Annotated in this window: 15 protein-coding genes and 1 pseudogene; 4 read left to right on the top strand and 12 right to left on the bottom strand. The window is 35.7% G+C overall.

Annotation, left to right across the window (positions count from 1 at the left end; all coding sequences use genetic code 11):
• The first annotated feature begins 87 nt into the window (after window positions 1-87).
• Both sucC and DNC80_RS02065 read left to right on the top strand, forming a co-directional pair.
• Window positions 88-1281: an ADP-forming succinate--CoA ligase subunit beta gene (gene sucC, locus DNC80_RS02070; RefSeq protein ID WP_086453873.1), complete on the top strand. Its 1194-nt coding sequence runs from the start codon at window positions 88-90 to the stop codon at window positions 1279-1281.
• A gap of 153 nt (window positions 1282-1434) precedes the next feature.
• Complete coding sequence (locus DNC80_RS02065) at window positions 1435-3003, top strand: protein adenylyltransferase SelO (RefSeq protein WP_182648798.1); 1569 nt, start codon at window positions 1435-1437, stop codon at window positions 3001-3003.
• 118 nt (window positions 3004-3121) lie between these two features.
• On the opposite strand, the gene DNC80_RS02060 is transcribed toward DNC80_RS02065, so the two are convergent.
• The 4 genes and pseudogenes from DNC80_RS02060 to DNC80_RS02045 form a co-directional block, all read right to left on the bottom strand.
• Entirely contained in the window at window positions 3122-3778 is a 657-nt protein-coding gene (locus tag DNC80_RS02060) for an NAD(P)H-binding protein (RefSeq protein WP_182648789.1), read from the bottom strand.
• A gap of 2 nt (window positions 3779-3780) precedes the next feature.
• Window positions 3781-4248, bottom strand: coding sequence for a DUF1456 family protein (locus DNC80_RS02055; RefSeq protein WP_144894137.1), 468 nt, complete (start codon window positions 4246-4248; stop codon window positions 3781-3783).
• A gap of 83 nt (window positions 4249-4331) precedes the next feature.
• A pseudogene (locus DNC80_RS02050) lies at window positions 4332-5342 on the bottom strand (dipeptide epimerase).
• A gap of 26 nt (window positions 5343-5368) precedes the next feature.
• Window positions 5369-6190 (bottom strand): alpha/beta hydrolase, encoded by an 822-nt coding sequence (locus DNC80_RS02045; RefSeq protein ID WP_182648787.1) that lies wholly within the window; start codon window positions 6188-6190, stop codon window positions 5369-5371.
• A gap of 56 nt (window positions 6191-6246) precedes the next feature.
• Between DNC80_RS02045 and DNC80_RS02040 the strand changes: the two genes are divergently transcribed.
• On the top strand, window positions 6247-6648 hold the full coding sequence (locus DNC80_RS02040; protein ID WP_182648786.1) for an excinuclease ABC subunit B: 402 nt from the start codon (window positions 6247-6249) through the stop codon (window positions 6646-6648).
• Here DNC80_RS02040 and uvrB read toward each other — a convergent pair.
• Together uvrB and rlmF are read right to left on the bottom strand one after the other, a co-directional pair.
• The gene (gene uvrB / locus DNC80_RS02035; RefSeq protein ID WP_182648784.1) at window positions 6645-8636 is read right to left on the bottom strand and encodes an excinuclease ABC subunit UvrB; all 1992 of its coding nucleotides are present in this window, start codon (window positions 8634-8636) and stop codon (window positions 6645-6647) included. The two genes, DNC80_RS02040 and uvrB, sit on opposite strands and share 4 nt — an antisense overlap.
• Before the next feature lie 60 nt (window positions 8637-8696).
• Window positions 8697-9641: a 23S rRNA (adenine(1618)-N(6))-methyltransferase RlmF gene (gene rlmF, locus DNC80_RS02030; protein WP_182648782.1), complete on the bottom strand. Its 945-nt coding sequence runs from the start codon at window positions 9639-9641 to the stop codon at window positions 8697-8699.
• Window positions 9642-9791: 150 nt separating this feature from the next.
• On the opposite strand from rlmF, the gene DNC80_RS02025 reads away from it, so the two are divergent.
• The gene (locus DNC80_RS02025) at window positions 9792-10667 is read left to right on the top strand and encodes an alpha/beta fold hydrolase (protein WP_220485192.1); all 876 of its coding nucleotides are present in this window, start codon (window positions 9792-9794) and stop codon (window positions 10665-10667) included.
• Here DNC80_RS02025 and DNC80_RS02020 read toward each other — a convergent pair.
• The 6 genes from DNC80_RS02020 to trmD all read right to left on the bottom strand — a co-directional run bounded on the left by DNC80_RS02020 (window position 10664) and on the right by trmD (window position 18424).
• On the bottom strand, window positions 10664-11326 hold the full coding sequence (locus tag DNC80_RS02020; RefSeq protein WP_182648779.1) for a thiamine diphosphokinase: 663 nt from the start codon (window positions 11324-11326) through the stop codon (window positions 10664-10666). The genes DNC80_RS02025 and DNC80_RS02020 overlap by 4 nt on opposite strands.
• Before the next feature lie 33 nt (window positions 11327-11359).
• Window positions 11360-12181, bottom strand: coding sequence for a DUF4249 domain-containing protein (locus DNC80_RS02015; RefSeq protein WP_182648778.1), 822 nt, complete (start codon window positions 12179-12181; stop codon window positions 11360-11362).
• Between the two features lie 29 nt (window positions 12182-12210).
• Entirely contained in the window at window positions 12211-14592 is a 2382-nt protein-coding gene (locus DNC80_RS02010) for a TonB-dependent receptor (RefSeq protein ID WP_182648777.1), read from the bottom strand.
• Between the two features lie 145 nt (window positions 14593-14737).
• Window positions 14738-16960: an NADP-dependent isocitrate dehydrogenase gene (locus tag DNC80_RS02005; protein WP_182648776.1), complete on the bottom strand. Its 2223-nt coding sequence runs from the start codon at window positions 16958-16960 to the stop codon at window positions 14738-14740.
• A gap of 265 nt (window positions 16961-17225) precedes the next feature.
• Complete coding sequence (gene rplS, locus DNC80_RS02000; RefSeq protein ID WP_086453886.1) at window positions 17226-17576, bottom strand: 50S ribosomal protein L19; 351 nt, start codon at window positions 17574-17576, stop codon at window positions 17226-17228.
• A 170-nt stretch (window positions 17577-17746) separates the two neighbouring features.
• Window positions 17747-18424: a tRNA (guanosine(37)-N1)-methyltransferase TrmD gene (gene trmD / locus DNC80_RS01995; RefSeq protein ID WP_182648775.1), complete on the bottom strand. Its 678-nt coding sequence runs from the start codon at window positions 18422-18424 to the stop codon at window positions 17747-17749.
• Window positions 18425-18558 lie beyond the last annotated feature (134 nt).

Here is an 18558-nt window from a genome sequence, read left to right as displayed (position 1 = left end):
AAAAAAAATAACAGTTACATTAAATTTTGCTATTTTTGTGGCACTTTATTTCTGGAAGAAATTCAGAAGCCAGTCAAATTCTATATTATGAACATACACGAATATCAAGGAAAAGAAATTCTAGCAAGTTACGGAGTACGCATTCAACGCGGAATTGTAGCAAATAGTCCAGCTGAAGCTGTTGAAGCTGCGAAACAATTAACTGCCGAAACGGGTACAGGATGGCATGTTATTAAAGCACAAGTTCATGCAGGTGGACGTGGTAAAGGTGGAGGAGTAAAACTTGCCAAAAATTTACAACAAGTAGAAGAAATTGCAGGTCAAATCATAGGGATGCAATTAATTACACCTCAAACATCAGCTGAAGGAAAAAAAGTAAGTACTATATTAGTTGCTGAAGATGTGTACTATCCTGGAGAAAGTGAAACATCAGAGTTTTATGTATCTGTTTTATTAAATAGAGCTACTGGTCGTAATATGATTATGTATTCTACCGAAGGTGGAATGGATATTGAAGAAGTTGCTGAGCACACACCACATTTAATCTTTACTGAAGAGATTGATCCTTCTGTAGGTTTACAAGGTTTTCAAGCAAGAAGAATTGCTTTTAACTTAGGACTTTCAGGAAATGCTTTCAAAGAAATGGTGAAATTCATCGATTCTTTATACAATGCGTATATTGGATCTGATGCTTCAATGTTTGAAATCAACCCGGTTTTAAAAACATCTGATGATAAAATTATGGCTGTGGATGCAAAGGTTAACATTGATGACAATGCATTATACAGACAAAAAGCATATGCTGACATGCGCGATGTTCGTGAGGAAAACCCAATCGAAGTTGAAGCTAAAGAAGTTGGCTTGAACTATGTAGATCTTGACGGAACTGTAGGATGTATGGTAAACGGTGCAGGTCTTGCTATGGCAACTATGGATTTAATTAAGTATGCTGGTTTTGAGCCTGCAAACTTCCTTGACGTAGGTGGAACTGCTGATGCAAAACGTGTTGAAACTGCTTTCCGTATTATCTTAAAAGATCAAAACGTAAAAGCTATTTTGATTAATATTTTTGGTGGAATTGTTCGTTGTGACCGTGTGGCACAAGGAGTTGTTGACGCTTACAAAAATATGGGTGATGCTATTAAAGTGCCAATCATTGTTCGTTTACAAGGTACCAATGCAGCTATTGCAAAAGAATTAATTGATAATTCAGGAATGCCAATTTTATCTGCGGTTGAATTTCAAGAAGCAGCTGATCAAGTACAAGCGGCACTTTCTTAATTAGTAAATTGTTATATATTAGAAACCTGTTTGCTTTAGTAAACAGGTTTTTTTATGCCAAATAATTAGTGGAAAGTAAACAATTCATAATATTATTGGAAAGTACAAAACAGTATAGCACGGATCAATTACCTTTGTTTTTTTAAATTTGATATCATGAAACTTCATATAAAAAATAACTTCACATCTGAATTACCGGCAGATCTTGACCTTGAAAATACTCCAAGGCAAGTTGAAAAAGCGTGTTTCTCATATGTAACGCCAGTAAAACCGAGTAATCCTGAATTAATTCATGCTTCTGCTGAAGTAGCTAATACTATCGGACTTAGTGAAGAAGATATTGCATCAACTGCATTTTTAAATACGTTTTCAGGTACTACAATTTATCCTGAAACTAAGCCTTATGCCTTGTGTTATGCAGGTCACCAGTTTGGGAATTGGGCTGGGCAACTAGGTGATGGGCGCGCCATAAACCTAACAGAAGTTCAACATAACAATGAATCGTATACGTTGCAACTAAAAGGTGCTGGACCTACGCCATATTCTAGAAATGCAGATGGATTTGCGGTTTTGCGCTCTTCCATTAGAGAATACTTATGTGCTGAGGCCATGCATTCTTTAGGAGTTCCCACTACACGGTCACTTTCGTTACTATTATCTGGAGATCCCGTTCTACGCGATATTTTGTACAATGGAAATCCTGCTTATGAGAAAGGTGCAATTGTAGCAAGGGTTGCCCCATCGTTTATTCGTTTTGGAAGTTTTGAAATTTTTGCTGCGCGTGAAGATCACGAAAATTTAAAATTACTGGCCGATTATACTGTTAAATACCATTTTTCACATATTCAAAAGGAAGGAATCGAAAAATACTTAGCCTTTTTTCAAGAAGTTACTCAAACCACGCTCAATATGATCGTTAACTGGCAGCGCGTTGGTTTTGTGCATGGTGTAATGAATACGGATAATATGTCTATTCACGGGATTACAATTGATTATGGTCCTTATGGTTGGTTAGAAGATTTTGATCCTGGATGGACTCCTAATACCACAGACAGGCAGCACAAGAGATACCGTTATGGCAATCAACCCGAAATGGCATTGTGGAATTTATACCAAATAGCAAATGCATTGTATCCTTTAATTCAAGATGCCAAACCTCTGGAAGCTATTCTTGAGGCATTCAGTACAAACTATGAAAAGGAGTATTTGAAAATGATGCAAAATAAGATGGGTCTCCAAATCAAAAAAGAAGAGGATGTAGTCTTGATTCATGGTTTGATAGAATTACTACAACGAGTAGAAACGGATATGACTATTTTCTTTAGAAATCTAAGCAATGTTACCAAAGTAGCTACTTCGAAAGTAGCTTTTAATACTGTTGAAGTCGCTTTTTACAATGAAAAGGATTTAGATGAAAACATCTTGAGTGAATGGTACGATTGGTTTGAAAAGTACAGCATTCGAATTAATGAAGAGGTCATTTCTGATTTGGAAAGAAAACAACAAATGGATAAAGTAAATCCCAAGTATGTATTGCGAAATTACATGGCGCAATTGTGCATTGATGATGCTGATAAAGGGGATTATTCTTTGCTAAACGAATTATATGAAATGCTCAAAAATCCTTATGCTGAGCAACCGAATTTCCAAAAATGGTTTGCCAAAAGACCGGATTGGGCTAGAGATAAAGTAGGGTGTAGTATGTTAAGTTGTAGTTCTTAAAATGGGATTTAGAATTATTTAATAGCAATAATATACTCTCCTTAAATTAAGATTTTTTTTAGGAAAATTAAAAATACCTAACTAAATCCCGAACTCTCATTCAGGATTTAGTTATGTATTAGTTTCCTAATTCTTGAATCACATCCGATTCGTAAATATTAAAACCTGCTGTATTTTTTTTTGCCAATTTGTACATGGCTTTCGCAACTTTTACACCTTCTATTGGTTGGTATTTTTTTAAATTTCCTTGAAAAATAAATGAAAACATTTTCATGAAAAACGCACCTACTTTTTCTCCAAATCTAAATTCATTTCGTTGACCAAGTAGGAGTGAAGGCTGTAAGATAGATACACTTTCAAAGGGAGCGCTTTTTAGGAATTCTTGAATTTCGCCTTTTGTTTTCAAGTAAAAATTGTTTGAAGCAGCATCTGCATTCAAGGATGATACTAGTAAAAATTGTTTGATATTTTGTTGCAACGCTATTGTAGCAAACTGTTTAGGGTACGTAAAATCTACTTTTCTAAAAGCTTCTTGGCTTCCTGCGTTTTTGATGGTGGTCCCAATCGTGCAAAATAAATCATCACCTACAATTAAGTCTTGATACATTTCGGGCTTATCAAAGTCAATGATATGTTGCTTTAACTTGGTGTGCTGTATTCCTGTATCTCTTTTAACAAAAGTAACTACTTGAGCGTAATCTGAACTTTCTAAAAGAATTTTTAATAATTCAGAACCTATTAAACCAGTGCTGCCAATAATCAAAGCCGTTTTCACAATTATGATTTTTTATTTTTCCCGAAATTATATTTCACTTTTTCTACCACTTGCACTTTTGGGGTTCCTTTAGCAAATGTTTTTTTGAAAGGCTTTTTTGCAGCAGGTTTTGTTTTTGATGGCGCTTCGTCACCTCTTGATTTTTCAGAATCTTTTGCTTTAGCTTTGAATTCTGTTCTTTCCCCGGCTCCTTCTTTCACTGGAATTTGGGCTTTGTGTTTGGCCAAAACATCATTTGGATTTTTTGGATTTTCCTTAGTTCCACGCAAGTGAATCACTAGTGCATTCAAGAAATTACGCAATACTTGGTCGCCACATTCCATGTAATTTTCATGTTTTTCATCACGAAAAAAAGCACCCAACTCCGATTTTGTAATTCTAAAATCTACTAATTCTAATATTTCAACTATTTGGTCGTCACGTAGCATAAGTGCCACGCGAAGTTTTTTAAAGATATCGTTATTTGTCATCATATTCTAATTTTATACAAAGGTACGGTTTAAAAGCATTTACAAAGCATTATTTGATTTAGAAATAGTGTAGTACCAAATATTTACAAGAGCGCTACACCCGTTCCTGGGAGTTCAGAATAGATTGTTTTTCCAAAATCTAATCGAATACCGGCTGCTATGTCTTCTTTTAAAAGCAAAGCACCGTCCATATCTACATAATCTAATTGTGGTAATAATTGTGCAATAGCTGAGATTCCCACAGTAGATTCGGTCATGCAACCTGCCATTGTCCTCATTCCTAATTCTCGAGCTTGTGCAAGCATACGTCTTGCAGGAGTTAATCCTCCACACTTGGTCAGTTTAATATTTACACCATGAAAGTGCTGGTAACACTTGAGAACATCTGTTTCGATAATACAACTTTCATCCGCTATAATGGGCAAAACAGCATGTTTGAAAACTTCTTTGTGTCCATGCCAATCATCTGCTGGTAGTGGTTGTTCTAAGAATTCTACACCTAGTTTTTTTAGTTCTACAGCATTTTGTATCGTTTCGTCAACGCTCCATCCGCAATTGGCATCAATCCTGAAAATGGCTTTTGTATGTTTTCTTAATGCTTTGACAATCGCAATATCGTCAGATGTTCCTAATTTGATTTTTTAAATTGGCCATGGCAGTTCTTTCATTTTAGCCACCATTTTTTCAATAGAATCAATGCCTATAGTATAATCTGTAAGCGGGTTTTTGTCAATATTATAATTCCATAATTCGTATAGTTTCACTCCTTTTTTTCGAGCATACCAATCATTGTATGCGTTGTCTATAGCACACAAGGCAAAGGAGTTGTGACGTAATTTTTGCTGCATTTTCACCCAGAACTCCTCTGGAGTTTCCTCGATAGTTTGTTTCAGAAGTGGTTTAATTTTTTCTAAATCAGCCATCATCATGGGAACGGTACTATTGTAGTATGGATTTGCAGTAGCTTCCCCGTAGCCTGAAATGCCATCGCTCTTTAATTCAACAATTAAGGTAGGTTGCACGTCAATCGATTTTCGCGAAATGGTGAAGGTGTGTTTTAATTTTAGGTTGTACGCTCTTAAGATCAGCTCCATTATGAGATTGTTTTAACTTGTTCTGATTAATATCCGAGCCATAAAAGAGCATCCACAAAACCGTCACGCCAAAGTTTTTCATTGTGCTGTCCGCCTTTTACTATTTTTTTTTCGTTCAAATTCAAACAATAGCATCTATTTGAATTCAGTAGGTATTCCATTTTGTTCAGGTCAGAAACCATATCTGCACTTTCGTTGTCGCCACATAGGAAATAAATTTTAGCCTTCGTCTTTTTAGCCTGTTCCATCGTTTTGTAAATATCTTTGGTAAACCAAAAAGAAGGCGAAAAAACACCTGCCTTTCCAAATACCTCGGGGTATTTTAAAACAGCATAAAAGGAATTCAATCCGCCTAACGAACTACCCATAATTAACGTATGATTTTTATCGGTCTTCGTTTTATAGTTTTTGTCTACAAACGGTTTTAATGTTTTAACAATGAATTCTAAATACGCATTCGCTTGGCCACCGCCGTATGTATCATTTTTAAAAGGGGTTAATTCCTCGAGTCGTTTGTCATTGCCATGTTCAATGCCAATTACTATTACTGGTGCATTTAAACTGTCTAATTTTTCGTCTACATTCCACTCTCCTGCGAAAGAAGTTTTTGCATCAAATAGATTTTGAGCATCATGCATATATAGGACTGAGAATTTCTTTTTTGAAGTCACATAATTTTTAGGCAAATAAACCCATATTTTCTTTGTGCTATTCAATTGAGGAGCATTAATTGTAAAACTATCAACCTCCTTTTTAGCAGTATTCTGTAAATTCTTTAGAGCTTGTTGCGCATTGATGTTTGTTGTTGTGAAAAAGAGTAGCAGCAATAGCATAGAAAATCTAATCATTGTTAGTTTTTGTGTTTTAAATTAAAAACAATATTTTAGCTAAAAATAATAATTTGATGCATACGTTCGAAGAAAAGAGGAGTTTACTTTTAGAGATGATAGCTTTTTCAACAGTAGATGGAAAATTACACAAACGGGAATATGAATTTCTGGCAATAGTAGCACAAGCTTTAGGAATAGAAAAAGATGTTTTTAATGATTTATTTCATCAAGAAGTTCCTCAATTGCCCATTAAAACTGAGTTTCTGAGAATTCAACAATTTTATAGATTGGCTTTGTTAATGTATAGTGATGGTGTGATACATGAAAAAGAAACTATTGCCATAAAGCAAATAGCTATTGATATGGGGTTGAATCCTATTGCAACGAAACGTATTTTAAAATTAATGAGTGAATCGCCAAATGCTATAATTGATGGAGCGGTTTTATTGAACATTTTTCAGGAGCAGCACAACTAGGTCAATTGACCTTGCAAGGCTTTAATCTCATCTCTAAGTTTTGCGGCTTGCATAAAGTCTAATTCTTTCGCCGCTTTTTCCATGGATTTTCTTTTCTCTCGAATAAGTTTTTCCAGTTCAGGTTTAGACAGATAAAGATTTTCTGGCTCTGCTGCAGTGTTTAAAGTAGCACCTAATTCATAATCTACAAGAGGATTTTTGGTAAAGGCGCTTTCTATTTTTTTGTTCAACGCCATTGGAACCTCGTTATGTTGGGTATTGTAATTGATTTGTTTGGTTCTTCTGTATGAAGTTTCGTCGATGGTTTTTTGCATGCTAGCCGTAATTTTATCGGCATACATAATCGCTTTTCCATTTAGGTTTCTTGCTGCACGGCCAATTGTTTGCGTAAGCGATCGATGGCTTCTTAAAAAACCTTCTTTATCAGCATCTAATATTGCTACAAGAGAAACTTCGGGTAAATCTAATCCTTCACGAAGTAAGTTGACACCGATTAAAACATCGAAAATTCCTTTTCTAAGGTCTTGCATGATTTCAATTCGTTCCAAAGTATCCACTTCTGAATGGATATAACGACAACGAATATGAACTTTAGTTAAATATTTAGCCAGTTCTTCGGCCATTCTTTTGGTCAAAGTAGTGACTAGAACGCGCTCGTCAATTTCGGCTCGAACTTGAATTTCTTCGATTAAATCATCAATTTGGTTTAAGCTAGGTCTTATTTCAATAATAGGATCCAATAATCCCGTTGGACGAATCACTTGTTCTACCACAACACCATCTGTTTTTTGTAACTCATAATCAGCAGGTGTTGCCGAAACGTAAATAACTTGATTTTGCATGGCTTCGAATTCCTCAAATTTCAAAGGACGGTTGTCCATTGCTGCAGGAAGTCTAAATCCGTATTCAACCAAGTTTTCTTTACGGCTGCGATCACCACCATACATAGCGCTTACTTGTGAGAGTGTTACATGGCTTTCATCTACGACCATCAAGTAATCTTTTGGGAAATAGTCTAGCAAGCAAAAAGGTCTTGTACCTGGTAAACGCCCATCTAAGTAACGAGAGTAATTTTCGATACCGGAACAATATCCCAGTTCCCGAATCATTTCTAAGTCGAAATTGGTTCGTTCTTCCAGTCTTTTAGCTTCAAGATGTTTGCCTATTTCTTTAAAATAATCAACTTGTTTTACCAAGTCTTGTTGGATTTCCCAAATGGCATTTTGCAATACATCTGGCGAAGTCACAAACATATTAGCGGGATAAATCGTTAACCGATCAAATTTTTCAAGGACTTGAGAATTTTTAGTGTCAAAGCTTTCTATTTCTTCAATTTCATCCCCAAAGAAGTGAATTCTATAGGCTTCATCAGCGTAGCTAGGATACACATCAACGGTATCACCTTTTATTCTGAAACTTCCGGGATTAAAATCAGCTTCGGTTCTAGAATACAAACTTTGAACGAGTTGGTGTAATAATTTGGTCCGAGAAATAACTTGTCCTTTCTCTATTGGGATTAGGTTTTTTTGAAATTCTATTGGATTTCCAATACCGTACAAACACGAAACGGATGCTACAACCAGAATATCTCTACGTCCTGAAAGCAACGAAGCAGTGGTTGACATTCGCATTTTTTCTAGCTCTTCATTGATGGATAAATCCTTTTCAATGAAAACGCCAGTAACAGGCATGAAGGCTTCAGGCTGATAATAATCGTAGTAAGAAACAAAATATTCTACAGCATTGTTCGGGAAAAATTGTTTGAACTCCGAGTACAACTGAGCCGCTAATGTTTTGTTGTGTGCCAAAACGAGGGTAGGGCGTTGCACTTCTTGAATAACATTGGCCACGGTAAAAGTTTTACCAGAACCGGTAACTCCTAAAAGCGTTTGGAATTGATCTCCATCAACAATACCTTGCGCTAATTTTGCAATAGCTTGAGGTTGGTCACCTTTGGGCTGGTAATCGGATACTACTTGAAAATTCATGTCTTGGAATTACTTCATACAAAGATACGACTCAATTCAAGAAAAAATGTTTTTAAAAACTTAAAACTTCCACGCTTTTTGTTGTGCTGAACTCAAGAAAGTCCAAGCTAAAATACGGCTTGTTTTTTGGCCCTGAGCCATATCAATAGTTTTGATTTCGACGGCGCTTACTTTATTTAGTGTTTTGTATAAACTAGAAAGATTTTCTTTTTTGGACACTAAAGTCGTGAACCAAAGACACTGCATCGGATATTTTGCACTTTCGTAAATCATTTGTGTTACAAACCCAAGTTCTCCGCCTTCGCAAAATAATTCGGCATTGTGACCTCCAAAGTTTAAAACAGGTTTTGTAGTTTTACTTGTACCGCTATTAGATTGTAAATTGTTTATTTTTCTTAAGGTACTTTTGGTTGCCTCATCTTGTGATGCGTGAAAAGGAGGATTGCAAATTGTAAAGGTGAATTTATCCTCAGGTGTTATAATATTTTTAAATATAAAACGTGATTCCGTTTGTTGTTGCAAGCTAATTAAATCAATGAGTTTCGGGTTGTTTTCAATGATAGCACTGCAGTTTTGAATTGCTTTTGTATCAATATCAGTTCCAACAAAACTCCAGCCGTAAACAGAACAACCTATAAGCGGATAGATGCAATTGGCACCCACACCAATATCTAACCCTTGAACAGTTTCGCCCTCAGGTATAATTCCGTTGTTGCTAGAGGCTAATAAATCTGCTAAATAATGAATATAATCAGCTCTACCAGGAATAGGTGGGCACAAATAATTGTTAGGAATGTCCCAATTTTGAATGTCAAAGTGCTGCATCAAAAGCGCTTTATTCAAAGCTTTTACCGCTTCAGGATCGCTGAAATCGATGGTTTCAGTTCCGTGCTCATTGGTTTTAACAAATTCACTTAGGGATGGATATGTAGTAATTAATTCTTTAAAATCATACCCTGTCCTGTCCAGATTCCTTGGGTGTAAATTTGTTTTTTCAGTACTCATTTTAAATCGTTCGTTCTTATTTTGGGTGCAAAGATAACCATAAGTAGTTTGCTAATGTAAAGTTAATGTGATTAAACAGCTGGAAAAGAAATCATAAAATTTAATTGAGACTTTTTTTGAAGCTTAAAAACGGCTACTTTTATGAAAAAAATGAATTTTATAGTAGCTCGATTCGTTTTCAAGAAGCGTTATATAGTAATTTCAGGAATAGTACTCTACTTGTTTTTGTGTCAAGCTTGCATGACTATGCGGTTTACTCCTAAAGAAACGACTTCATTTTTTTCAAAATCTCAAACGACGTATCAAGACACCACCTTTCAAAGCGGTGGTTTTAAGTTGCATTATGTAGCCACTGGATCAGTATTAAATCCTGTATTGCTTTTTGTTCATGGTTCGCCAGGAAGTTGGAATGCTTTCAAAGAGTATTTAGTAGATCCAGACTTGCTAAAAAAATACCGAATGATTGCTATTGATCGTCCTGGATTTGGGTACAGTGATTTTGGGGATGCTCAAAATTTGGCAACACAATCACAGTTTATATCCACATTTATCAAATCTCAAAAATTCAAAAAGCCAGTTACGTTGGTAGGGCATTCGTTAGGCGGTCCGCTTGTTGCGCAACTTGCAGTGGATCATCCCGAGTGGTATCACAGGCTGGTATTTTTAGCGGGATCTCTTGATCCAAAAGCCGAAAAACCAGAAAAATGGCGCACGGTAATTAAGACAATTCCGTTGCGATACTTAATTCCAGGAGCATTGAAACCCTCAAACGATGAATTGTGGTGGTTGAAAAAAGACTTGCTAATATTAGAAAACCAACTTTATAAAATTGATTGCGAAGTTACCATTGTACATGGCACTAAGGATGTTTTAGTACCTTACAGCAATGTGGATTACATGAAAAAGAAGTTTGTAAACGCTAAGAAATTAACTATAAAAACCATCCCCGAAGCCAATCATTTTATTCTATGGAGTCATTATGCTATTGTTAAAAGCGTTATTTTAGACGAAGAAACTAAGAATTAATCCATACATTCCATGAGTAGCAAATCACCTTCTTCATGAAGTATGGTAACTAAGCCGTCTTGAGCCACGTGATTACTACTACCAGTTCGATATCCTATAGTTAAAGTATCGTTTTGAAGCGGATAAAATAAATTATCAGAGTGTATTCCTGTTACTTGTCCTATTGGGATTAAGGAAATAGGAGTTTGTGCAGTATACCATTTTTCGAATTTTCTAGGCAACAAAAATACTTTTGAGTGATCGTCTAATATGACAATTTTCAATTGATTTCGGTATTTTGGGATGTTGGTTAGGTTTGTAATCGTGTGATCAGCTCTTTTTCCTGTTGCCCATACTACATTTACAGCAGGTATTTTTCTATTAATTAAATAATCAAAAGCTTTCTCAAGGTCTGTTTTGTTTTGGTCCGGTGTATGAACAATTTCAAGAGGATATTGAGAAGTTTTATAGATTTCAGGATCAAAACCACGGTCAAAATCACCCAAGAGTACATCTACTTTTATGTCTAGTTCCATAACCCGCACCATAGCAGAGTCTAGTACAATTACAAGAGGAGACCACTCCAGCAATTGACCTAGAAGTTCAGGATTACAGGATGCGCCATTAGCAATTATTAAGGCAGGCTCTTGATCGTCCCGAACGATATGATGTGATGACATGTTTACTGATTTTGGTTTGGAGTACAAATATACTTATTCAACTGTATAATTTCTTACCTCCGTCTCGCTTAATGAAAAATACCCAAGCGGATAGTTTTCTGGTGTGGTCGAATTGATGATATTTCCTCTTACAGTTGCTGGAGGTGCTTGAAATGGCCCACCTCCATTGTTACCAGCAATGCTTACTAGAACACTCATATAATTGTAATAGGCTTTTGAAATTCCGATATGCGTTACCTCAATTAGATCCCCTTTTTTAAGTTCGTCGTTTTGGGAAATACTAAAAAATTCATTGCCATTGAAAAACTCATCTTGATCCACATAATAATCTGCTTTTACTTGATTAGAATAGCTGTATTTGTAGAGGTAATAATTCGCAATTCCTGCAGGATCTTGGTAAAAAGTTTTTATTTCTTTATTGTTTCCGGTAAAGCCACCTTTGTCATTTTGAACAATTTTGGTAATAGAAGCAACAGGTTTTAATGTTTCTGTGGCAGTATAGGTAACGCCTTTATTAATGATATTTAGCGTGTATGTCTCATTAAGAACAGGATTAAAATTGGTACAAACATATTCTCCGGGTGTTCCTGTTTCAGTAAAAACAAAAATTGTGTTGGCACTATTTTTTATAGTCACAGTAGCTCCTGAAACTTTTGGAATTGTAGTGTCATAAAAACCAGTAGTTGTAGATAGTTTAATGGTTTGTACCGAACCACTTGTTCCTTTTTTCCAGTTTATTGCGGCTTCTATAACTAGTTTTGGCGCAGCATTATTCAAGTCAACATTTATTACATCCTCACAACTAGTGGTCATACAAGCGCTAATTAGGATAAAGAGAAGGATTACTTTTTTCATCATCTGAAATTTTAAAAATATTTTATGTACTAAAATTTAAAGTTGTAACTCACTGCAGGAACCATCCCAAAAATAGAGGTTCTTACGGCTTCATTATTGCCTGTATCTGCGTTTTGTCTAAAATTGATTGACGCAGCATTACGACGGTTGTATACATTGTAAATACTAAAAACCCATTCGCCTTTCCATTCTCTATTTTTATTTTTTGTGGGCGTTAAGGTAGCAGCTAGATCTAAGTGGTGGTAGGCTGGTAATCTATTTTCATTGCGCAATCCATAGCTAGGAACAACAATGCCTAGATACTCGTATTGTCCAGTTGGGTAGGTTACTGGTTGGCCTGTTTGAAGTGCAAAGTTAGCGCCAAAAGACCATTTGTCATTTAAATTATAGGAGGAGGTAACAGCAATATTATGTAACTTGTCATATACAGAGTTGTACCACTGACCATTGTTTATCCCTGTTTCTAGCGGAGTTCTTCCTGGTGTTTGTTGCTCTGATCTTGACAATGTGTACGAAATCCAACCGTTTAATCGACCTTCGTTTTTACGGAAAAGTATTTCCAAACCGTAGGATCTTAATTGCCCATTTAAAATAATTTGCTCAATAGCTTTATTCGCAATTAAATCGGCTCCGTCAATATAGTCCAATCGGTTTTGAACCTCTTTGTAATAGGTTTCTACCTCAAGAGAATACATGTCATCTTTAAAATTTTTAAAATAGCCCAATGCAACTTGATCTGCAATTTGAGGTTTGATAAAATTGTCACTCGGTGTCCACACGTCCAGAGGGGTAGGAGATGAGGTGTTTGAGATTAATTGTAAATACTGTACCATTCTGTTGTAACTGGCTTTTACAGATTGTTCGTCATTAATTTGGTACGCAATTGACAAGCGTGGTTCAAGGTAATTATAGTTCTTAATGACTTTATTTTTACCATAAAATTGAGAACTTATGGGTGTGGCTTTTTCATAAATCTGCAACTCTGGATCAAAAAGTACAGGATTGTTGTTCTCGTAAATATTTACTGTAGATTGTCCTAATCGATAAAACATACTGTAACGAAGTCCGTAAGAAAGCGCTATTTTATTGGATATTTCATGATCTGCATTTAAGTAAAGTGCTGGTTCAAAAGCATATTTTTTATCCAGCTGGTCAAAGTTAATTCCAGAGTTTTCATTGCTTGGTCTAATGGTCCCAGGATTGAATTCGTAGTAAATAGCGTTTAGTCCATAATTTAATTTGAACTTATTCGAAATGTAATTTTTAAAGTCGTATTTAACATTGTAGTTTTTAATGCCAGAATCCCATTTGAAACCTACAAAATCCAAATCTAAACCATAATAATAGTCACTGTAGATTAGTGATAAATTTGAAAATAGTTTTTCTGAAAATAAGTGATTCCATCTAAGGTTTAAAGTAGCATTCCCATAAATATTGGTAAAACTGTCGTTAAGACTGAAAACATCTCGACCAAAATACCCCGATAAGTATAAATTGTTATTCGGGTTTAATTTATAGCTCAGTTTTGTATTTAAATCATAAAAATAAGCAGAGTTGTCTTTTTGCTCCTCAGAAAGTTTCAAGAACAAATGCGCATAAGAGCTGCGACCGCCTATTAAGAAAGATCCTTTGTCTTTTACTAATGGTCCTTCGGCCAAAATTCTACTGGATATTAACCCAATTCCACCGTTTACATGAAATTCTTTACTATTACCATCTTTTTGATAAATGTCCAAAACTGATGATGCTCTTCCGCCATATCGCGCTGGAATTCCACCTTTATACAATTTTAAATCTTTGATAGCATCAGGATTAAAAACAGAGAAAAATCCAAAAACGTGTGACGAATTGAAAATGGTTGCTTCATCTAATAAAATTAAGTTTTGATCAGCTCCACCACCTCGCACATTAAATCCAGAGGCACCTTCGCCAGCATTGGTAACACCAGGCAATAGTAAAATAGATTTTAAAACATCAACTTCTCCCAATACAACGGGCATTTTTTTGATTGCAGAAATGGAGAGTTTATTGACGCTCATCTCTGGTTTTTTGATGTCAATTTTAGTTTTATTATCGGTAATAATTACTTCCTTTAAAATGGTTTCATTACCCACTAGTTTGAAATTTCGAATTGTATTTTGGTTCAAATCAATAGATTCCTCAAGGGTTTGAAAACCCAAGTAACTTACCTGTACGGTGTAAATTCCCTTAGGAACTGTGATTGAAAAAAATCCATACTCATTAGTAGTAACACCAGTTTTTAAACTTGGTAAAACAACATTAACGCCTATTAAAGACTCGTTACTGCTTGCATCGATTATCGTTCCGCTAAGGGTGAATTTTTCCTGAGCAAAAGAGCAAAATGACGATAGTACAACTATAAAGTACAGAATGTATTTTTTTGAATTCATTGTTTTGTTTTTATCAGAATGAAAGCACAAATTACCTCAAATAGTTTGGTAATTGGCATAGAACACATGTTAAGGTATTGCTAAGATAAAAAAAAGACAACTTTTTACAGTTGTCTTTTTTTTTGTGTCACTATTGTTATTCTACTTATGCAATTTTTGCTAAAATGGCATTGAATGTTGCACTAGGACGCATGGCTTTGCTTGTCAACTCTGGATTAGGTTGATAATGTCCATTAATATGTTGAGGTTGGCCTTGAGCAGCAATAAGTTCAGTATTAATGCTTGCTTCATTGGCTAACAACTCAGTTGCAATAGGAGTAAAAATCGCTTTTAAAGACGGTTCTTTATCTTGTGCTGCAAGAGCTTCTGCCCAATACATAGCCAAGTAAAACTGTGATCCACGATTGTCAATTCCGCCTATTTTACGTGCAGGCGATTTGTCATTTGCTAAGAATTTTTCGGTAGCTACATCAAGCGTTTCAGCAAGAACAATTGCTTTACTATTGTGTAAAGTTTGTCCTAAATGTTCTAAAGAAGCTCCAAGTGCTAGGAATTCTCCAAGAGAGTCCCAACGCAAGTATCCTTCTTCTGTAAATTGCTCAACGTGTTTAGGAGCTGATCCACCTGCACCAGTTTCAAACAAACCACCACCATTCATCAAAGGAACGATAGAAAGCATTTTTGCTGATGTCCCTACTTCTAAAATTGGGAATAAATCAGTTAAGTAATCACGCAATACATTTCCTGTTACAGATATTGTATCCTGTCCTTTAATGATGCGCTCTAAGGTAAAATTAGTAGCCTCAATAGGGTTTAAAATCTGAATGTCTAAACCAGTAGTGTCAAAATCTTGTAAATAGCGTTTTACTTTTACAATTAATTCTCTATCATGTGCTCTGTTGTTATCTAGCCAAAAAATCGCTGGAGTATTAGACAAACGAGCTCTGTTTACAGCTAGTTTTACCCAGTCTTGAATAGGAGCGTCTTTGGCTTGACACATTCTAAAAATATCATTTGCTTCAACAGCTTGTTCCATTAAAACAGTTCCATTGGTATCTACTACTCGAACTACACCATCCGTTGCAATTTGGAAAGTCTTGTCGTGAGATCCGTATTCTTCTGCTTTTTGTGCCATCAAACCTACGTTTGGTACACTTCCCATTGTTGTAGGGTCAAATTCGCCGTGTTTTTTACAAAAATCAATAGTTGCTGTGTACACACCTGCATAACTGCGGTCTGGTATCATAGCAACAGTATCTTGTTGCTTGCCTTCTTTGTTGTACATCTGACCCGAGGTACGAATCATTGCTGGCATAGATGCATCTACAATTACGTCAGATGGAACGTGTAAGTTTGTAATTCCTTTGTCAGAATTTACCATTGCTAAGGCTGGTCCGTTTGCAATTGCCTCATCCAAAGATGCTTCAACTTCGGCTTGCATTGGGTTGCCCGCTATTTTTGCGTACACATCACCTAAACCATTTCGGGTGTCTATGTTTAACTCTTGGAATAAAGTAGCGTATTTTTCGAATACTGATGCAAAATATACTTCTACGATAGCGCCAAAAATGATGGGATCCGATACTTTCATCATCGTAGCTTTCAAGTGAACCGAAAGTAAAACGTTTAATTGTTTTGCTTCGGCAATAGTTTTAGCTACAAATGTTTTTAGTGCATGTAAGTTCAGTACAGCGCTGTCAATAATCTCTCCAGCTTTTAGCGGAGTGCTTGCTTTTAAAACAGTTGTTGTTCCGTCTTTGGCTACTAATTCTATTTTTACATCTGTAGCTTCAGTCAAAGTAACTGACTTTTCACTACCGTAAAAATCGCCACTTTCCATAGAGGCAACGTATGTTTTAGAGTCTGCAGTCCAAGCTCCCATTGAATGTGGGTTGGCTTTAGCATAATTCTTAACCGCTTTTGGTGCTCTTCTATCTGAATTTCCTTCACGTAAAACAGGATTTACAGCAGATCCTAATATTTTAGAGTATTTTGCTTTGATAGCAGTCTCAGCTTCATTTTGTGGCTCTTCAGGAAAGTTTGGTAAATTGTATCCATGAGATTGTAGTTCAGCAATAGCTGCTTTCAATTGTGGAACAGATGCAGATACGTTTGGTAATTTTATAATATTGGCTTCAGGAGTAGTGGCTAGTTGTCCAAGTTCAAGTAAGGAATCAGCTGTTTTTTGATCCTCAGTCAAAAACTCCGGAAAGTTAGATAAGATTCTACCCGCTAATGAAATGTCTCTAGTTTCAATTTCAATGTCAGAAGTTCTTGTAAATGCTTGTACAATAGGTAAAAATGAATAAGTGGCCAGTAATGGCGCTTCATCAGTAAGCGTGTAAAAAATTTTTGATTTCTGTGTCATTTTTTTATTTTTATAATCGAATCACGTTAAATGTAGCTTATTCAAGGAATTTTTCTTGAAATAAGACGCACAAATATATGAAAATCAGATGTAATTGAGGGACGATTTGAGAGAGAAAAACTCGAATTTTAGGATTACTAACGTACTATTCTCAAATTGTTATATTTCAGGTTACAATCCTATTAAATTCTAAATTTATAAGGAAGTTATAAGCAAAAAAAAAGTCCCAAACATGTTGGGACTTTTATTATTAAGAGATGTTTGACTATCTTCTTTTGTCTTTGATCTTAGCTTTTTTACCAGTAAGTTCTCTGAAGTAGAAAATTCTAGCTCTACGAACTGCACCTTTTTTGTTGATCTCAATTTTTTGTAATGCAGGTAAGTTCACTGGGAAAATACGCTCTACTCCAATTGCACCAGACATTTTACGGATTGTAAAAGTTTCAGTATTAGCTGAACCTCTTCTTTGAATTACAACTCCTTTAAAGAACTGAGTTCTTGTTTTTTCACCCTCTCTAATTTCATAGAAAACAGTGATAGTATCTCCAGCTGCAAAAACTGGGAAATCTTTTCTTGTTACAAACTCGTCTTGAACGAATTTCATTAAATCTGCCATGATTGTATTTTATTATGGTTTAATTTAGGTCAACATTCACGGATCTCGCCAGAGGTTAACTTAATGTGGGCGCAAAAGTAAAGAAAAATGTTTAAAGTTTAAAGTTTTTCTTGTTTAAAGTTTCGAAGTTCTTGAATCACAACTTTAAACCTGAGACTTTAAACTAATTTTTAATCCTCCAGCAAATCCGGTCTTCTATTTTTAGTATGTTCATAAGCCATATCCTCGCGCCATTGGTCAATTTTGGCAAAATTCCCGCTCGTTAAAACCTCAGGAACTTTCCATCCTTTGTAGTCTGCAGGTCGCGTGTAAATAGGTCCTGACAACAACCCATCTTGAAAACTATCAGTCAAAGCCGAAGTTTCATCACTCAATACTCCAGGAATCAACCTGATTAAAGCATCCGATAATACGAGAGCACCAAGTTCACCACCCGATAAAACATAATCTCCTATAGAAATTTCTTTGGTAATAAAATGATCGCGCACACGCTGGTCTACGCCTTTGTAGTGCCCACACAAAATAATAATGTTTTCATACAAGGACATCGTGTTGGCCATTTTTTGGTTGAGTGTTTCACCATCGGGCGACATGTAAATCACTTCGTCATAAGTACGTTCGCTTTTTAGGTGCGTAATGCAAGCATCAATAGGTTGCACCGTCATCACCATTCCAGCGCCGCCTCCGTACGGATAATCGTCAACGCTTTTTTGTCTGTTTGTGGTGTAATCGCGCAGGTTATGAAAATGAACCTCCACCAAACCTTTATCAATAGCACGTTTCATAATCGAAGCTTCAAACGGGCTTCTCAACAACTCAGGCAAAACGGTAACAATATCAATGCGCATAATTTCTTTTATAAGTTATAATCCCGAGGATTCGGGAACAAAGATACAAAGTTGCTAAGGTTTTCTAATAATCAAATACCCAATTCAACCATTAAACTTTTCTTTAGGAGCTTGATCCAGCTATACGTTACAAT

Source organism: Flavobacterium sp. SOK18b (assembly GCF_014156605.1).
Taxonomy (GTDB): Bacteria; Bacteroidota; Bacteroidia; order Flavobacteriales; family Flavobacteriaceae; genus Flavobacterium; species Flavobacterium tiangeerense.
This window is presented reverse-complemented; position numbering and strand designations above follow the sequence as displayed.

Excerpts from the sequence above, each read along its gene's own strand:
- sucC (WP_086453873.1), top strand. The coding sequence starts at position 88 with ATGAACATACACGAATATCAAGGAAAAGAAATTCTAGCAAGTTACGGA.
- DNC80_RS02055 (WP_144894137.1), bottom strand. The coding sequence starts at position 4,248 with ATGACAAATAACGATATCTTTAAAAAACTTCGCGTGGCACTTATGCTA.
- DNC80_RS02045 (WP_182648787.1), bottom strand. The coding sequence starts at position 6,190 with ATGATTAGATTTTCTATGCTATTGCTGCTACTCTTTTTCACAACAACA.
- DNC80_RS02040 (WP_182648786.1), top strand. The coding sequence starts at position 6,247 with ATGCATACGTTCGAAGAAAAGAGGAGTTTACTTTTAGAGATGATAGCT.
- uvrB (WP_182648784.1), bottom strand. The coding sequence starts at position 8,636 with ATGAATTTTCAAGTAGTATCCGATTACCAGCCCAAAGGTGACCAACCT.
- rlmF (WP_182648782.1), bottom strand. The coding sequence starts at position 9,641 with ATGAGTACTGAAAAAACAAATTTACACCCAAGGAATCTGGACAGGACA.
- DNC80_RS02025 (WP_220485192.1), top strand. The coding sequence starts at position 9,792 with ATGAATTTTATAGTAGCTCGATTCGTTTTCAAGAAGCGTTATATAGTA.
- DNC80_RS02020 (WP_182648779.1), bottom strand. The coding sequence starts at position 11,326 with ATGTCATCACATCATATCGTTCGGGACGATCAAGAGCCTGCCTTAATA.
- DNC80_RS02015 (WP_182648778.1), bottom strand. The coding sequence starts at position 12,181 with ATGAAAAAAGTAATCCTTCTCTTTATCCTAATTAGCGCTTGTATGACC.
- DNC80_RS02010 (WP_182648777.1), bottom strand. The coding sequence starts at position 14,592 with ATGAATTCAAAAAAATACATTCTGTACTTTATAGTTGTACTATCGTCA.
- DNC80_RS02005 (WP_182648776.1), bottom strand. The coding sequence starts at position 16,960 with ATGACACAGAAATCAAAAATTTTTTACACGCTTACTGATGAAGCGCCA.
- rplS (WP_086453886.1), bottom strand. The coding sequence starts at position 17,576 with ATGGCAGATTTAATGAAATTCGTTCAAGACGAGTTTGTAACAAGAAAA.
- trmD (WP_182648775.1), bottom strand. The coding sequence starts at position 18,424 with ATGCGCATTGATATTGTTACCGTTTTGCCTGAGTTGTTGAGAAGCCCG.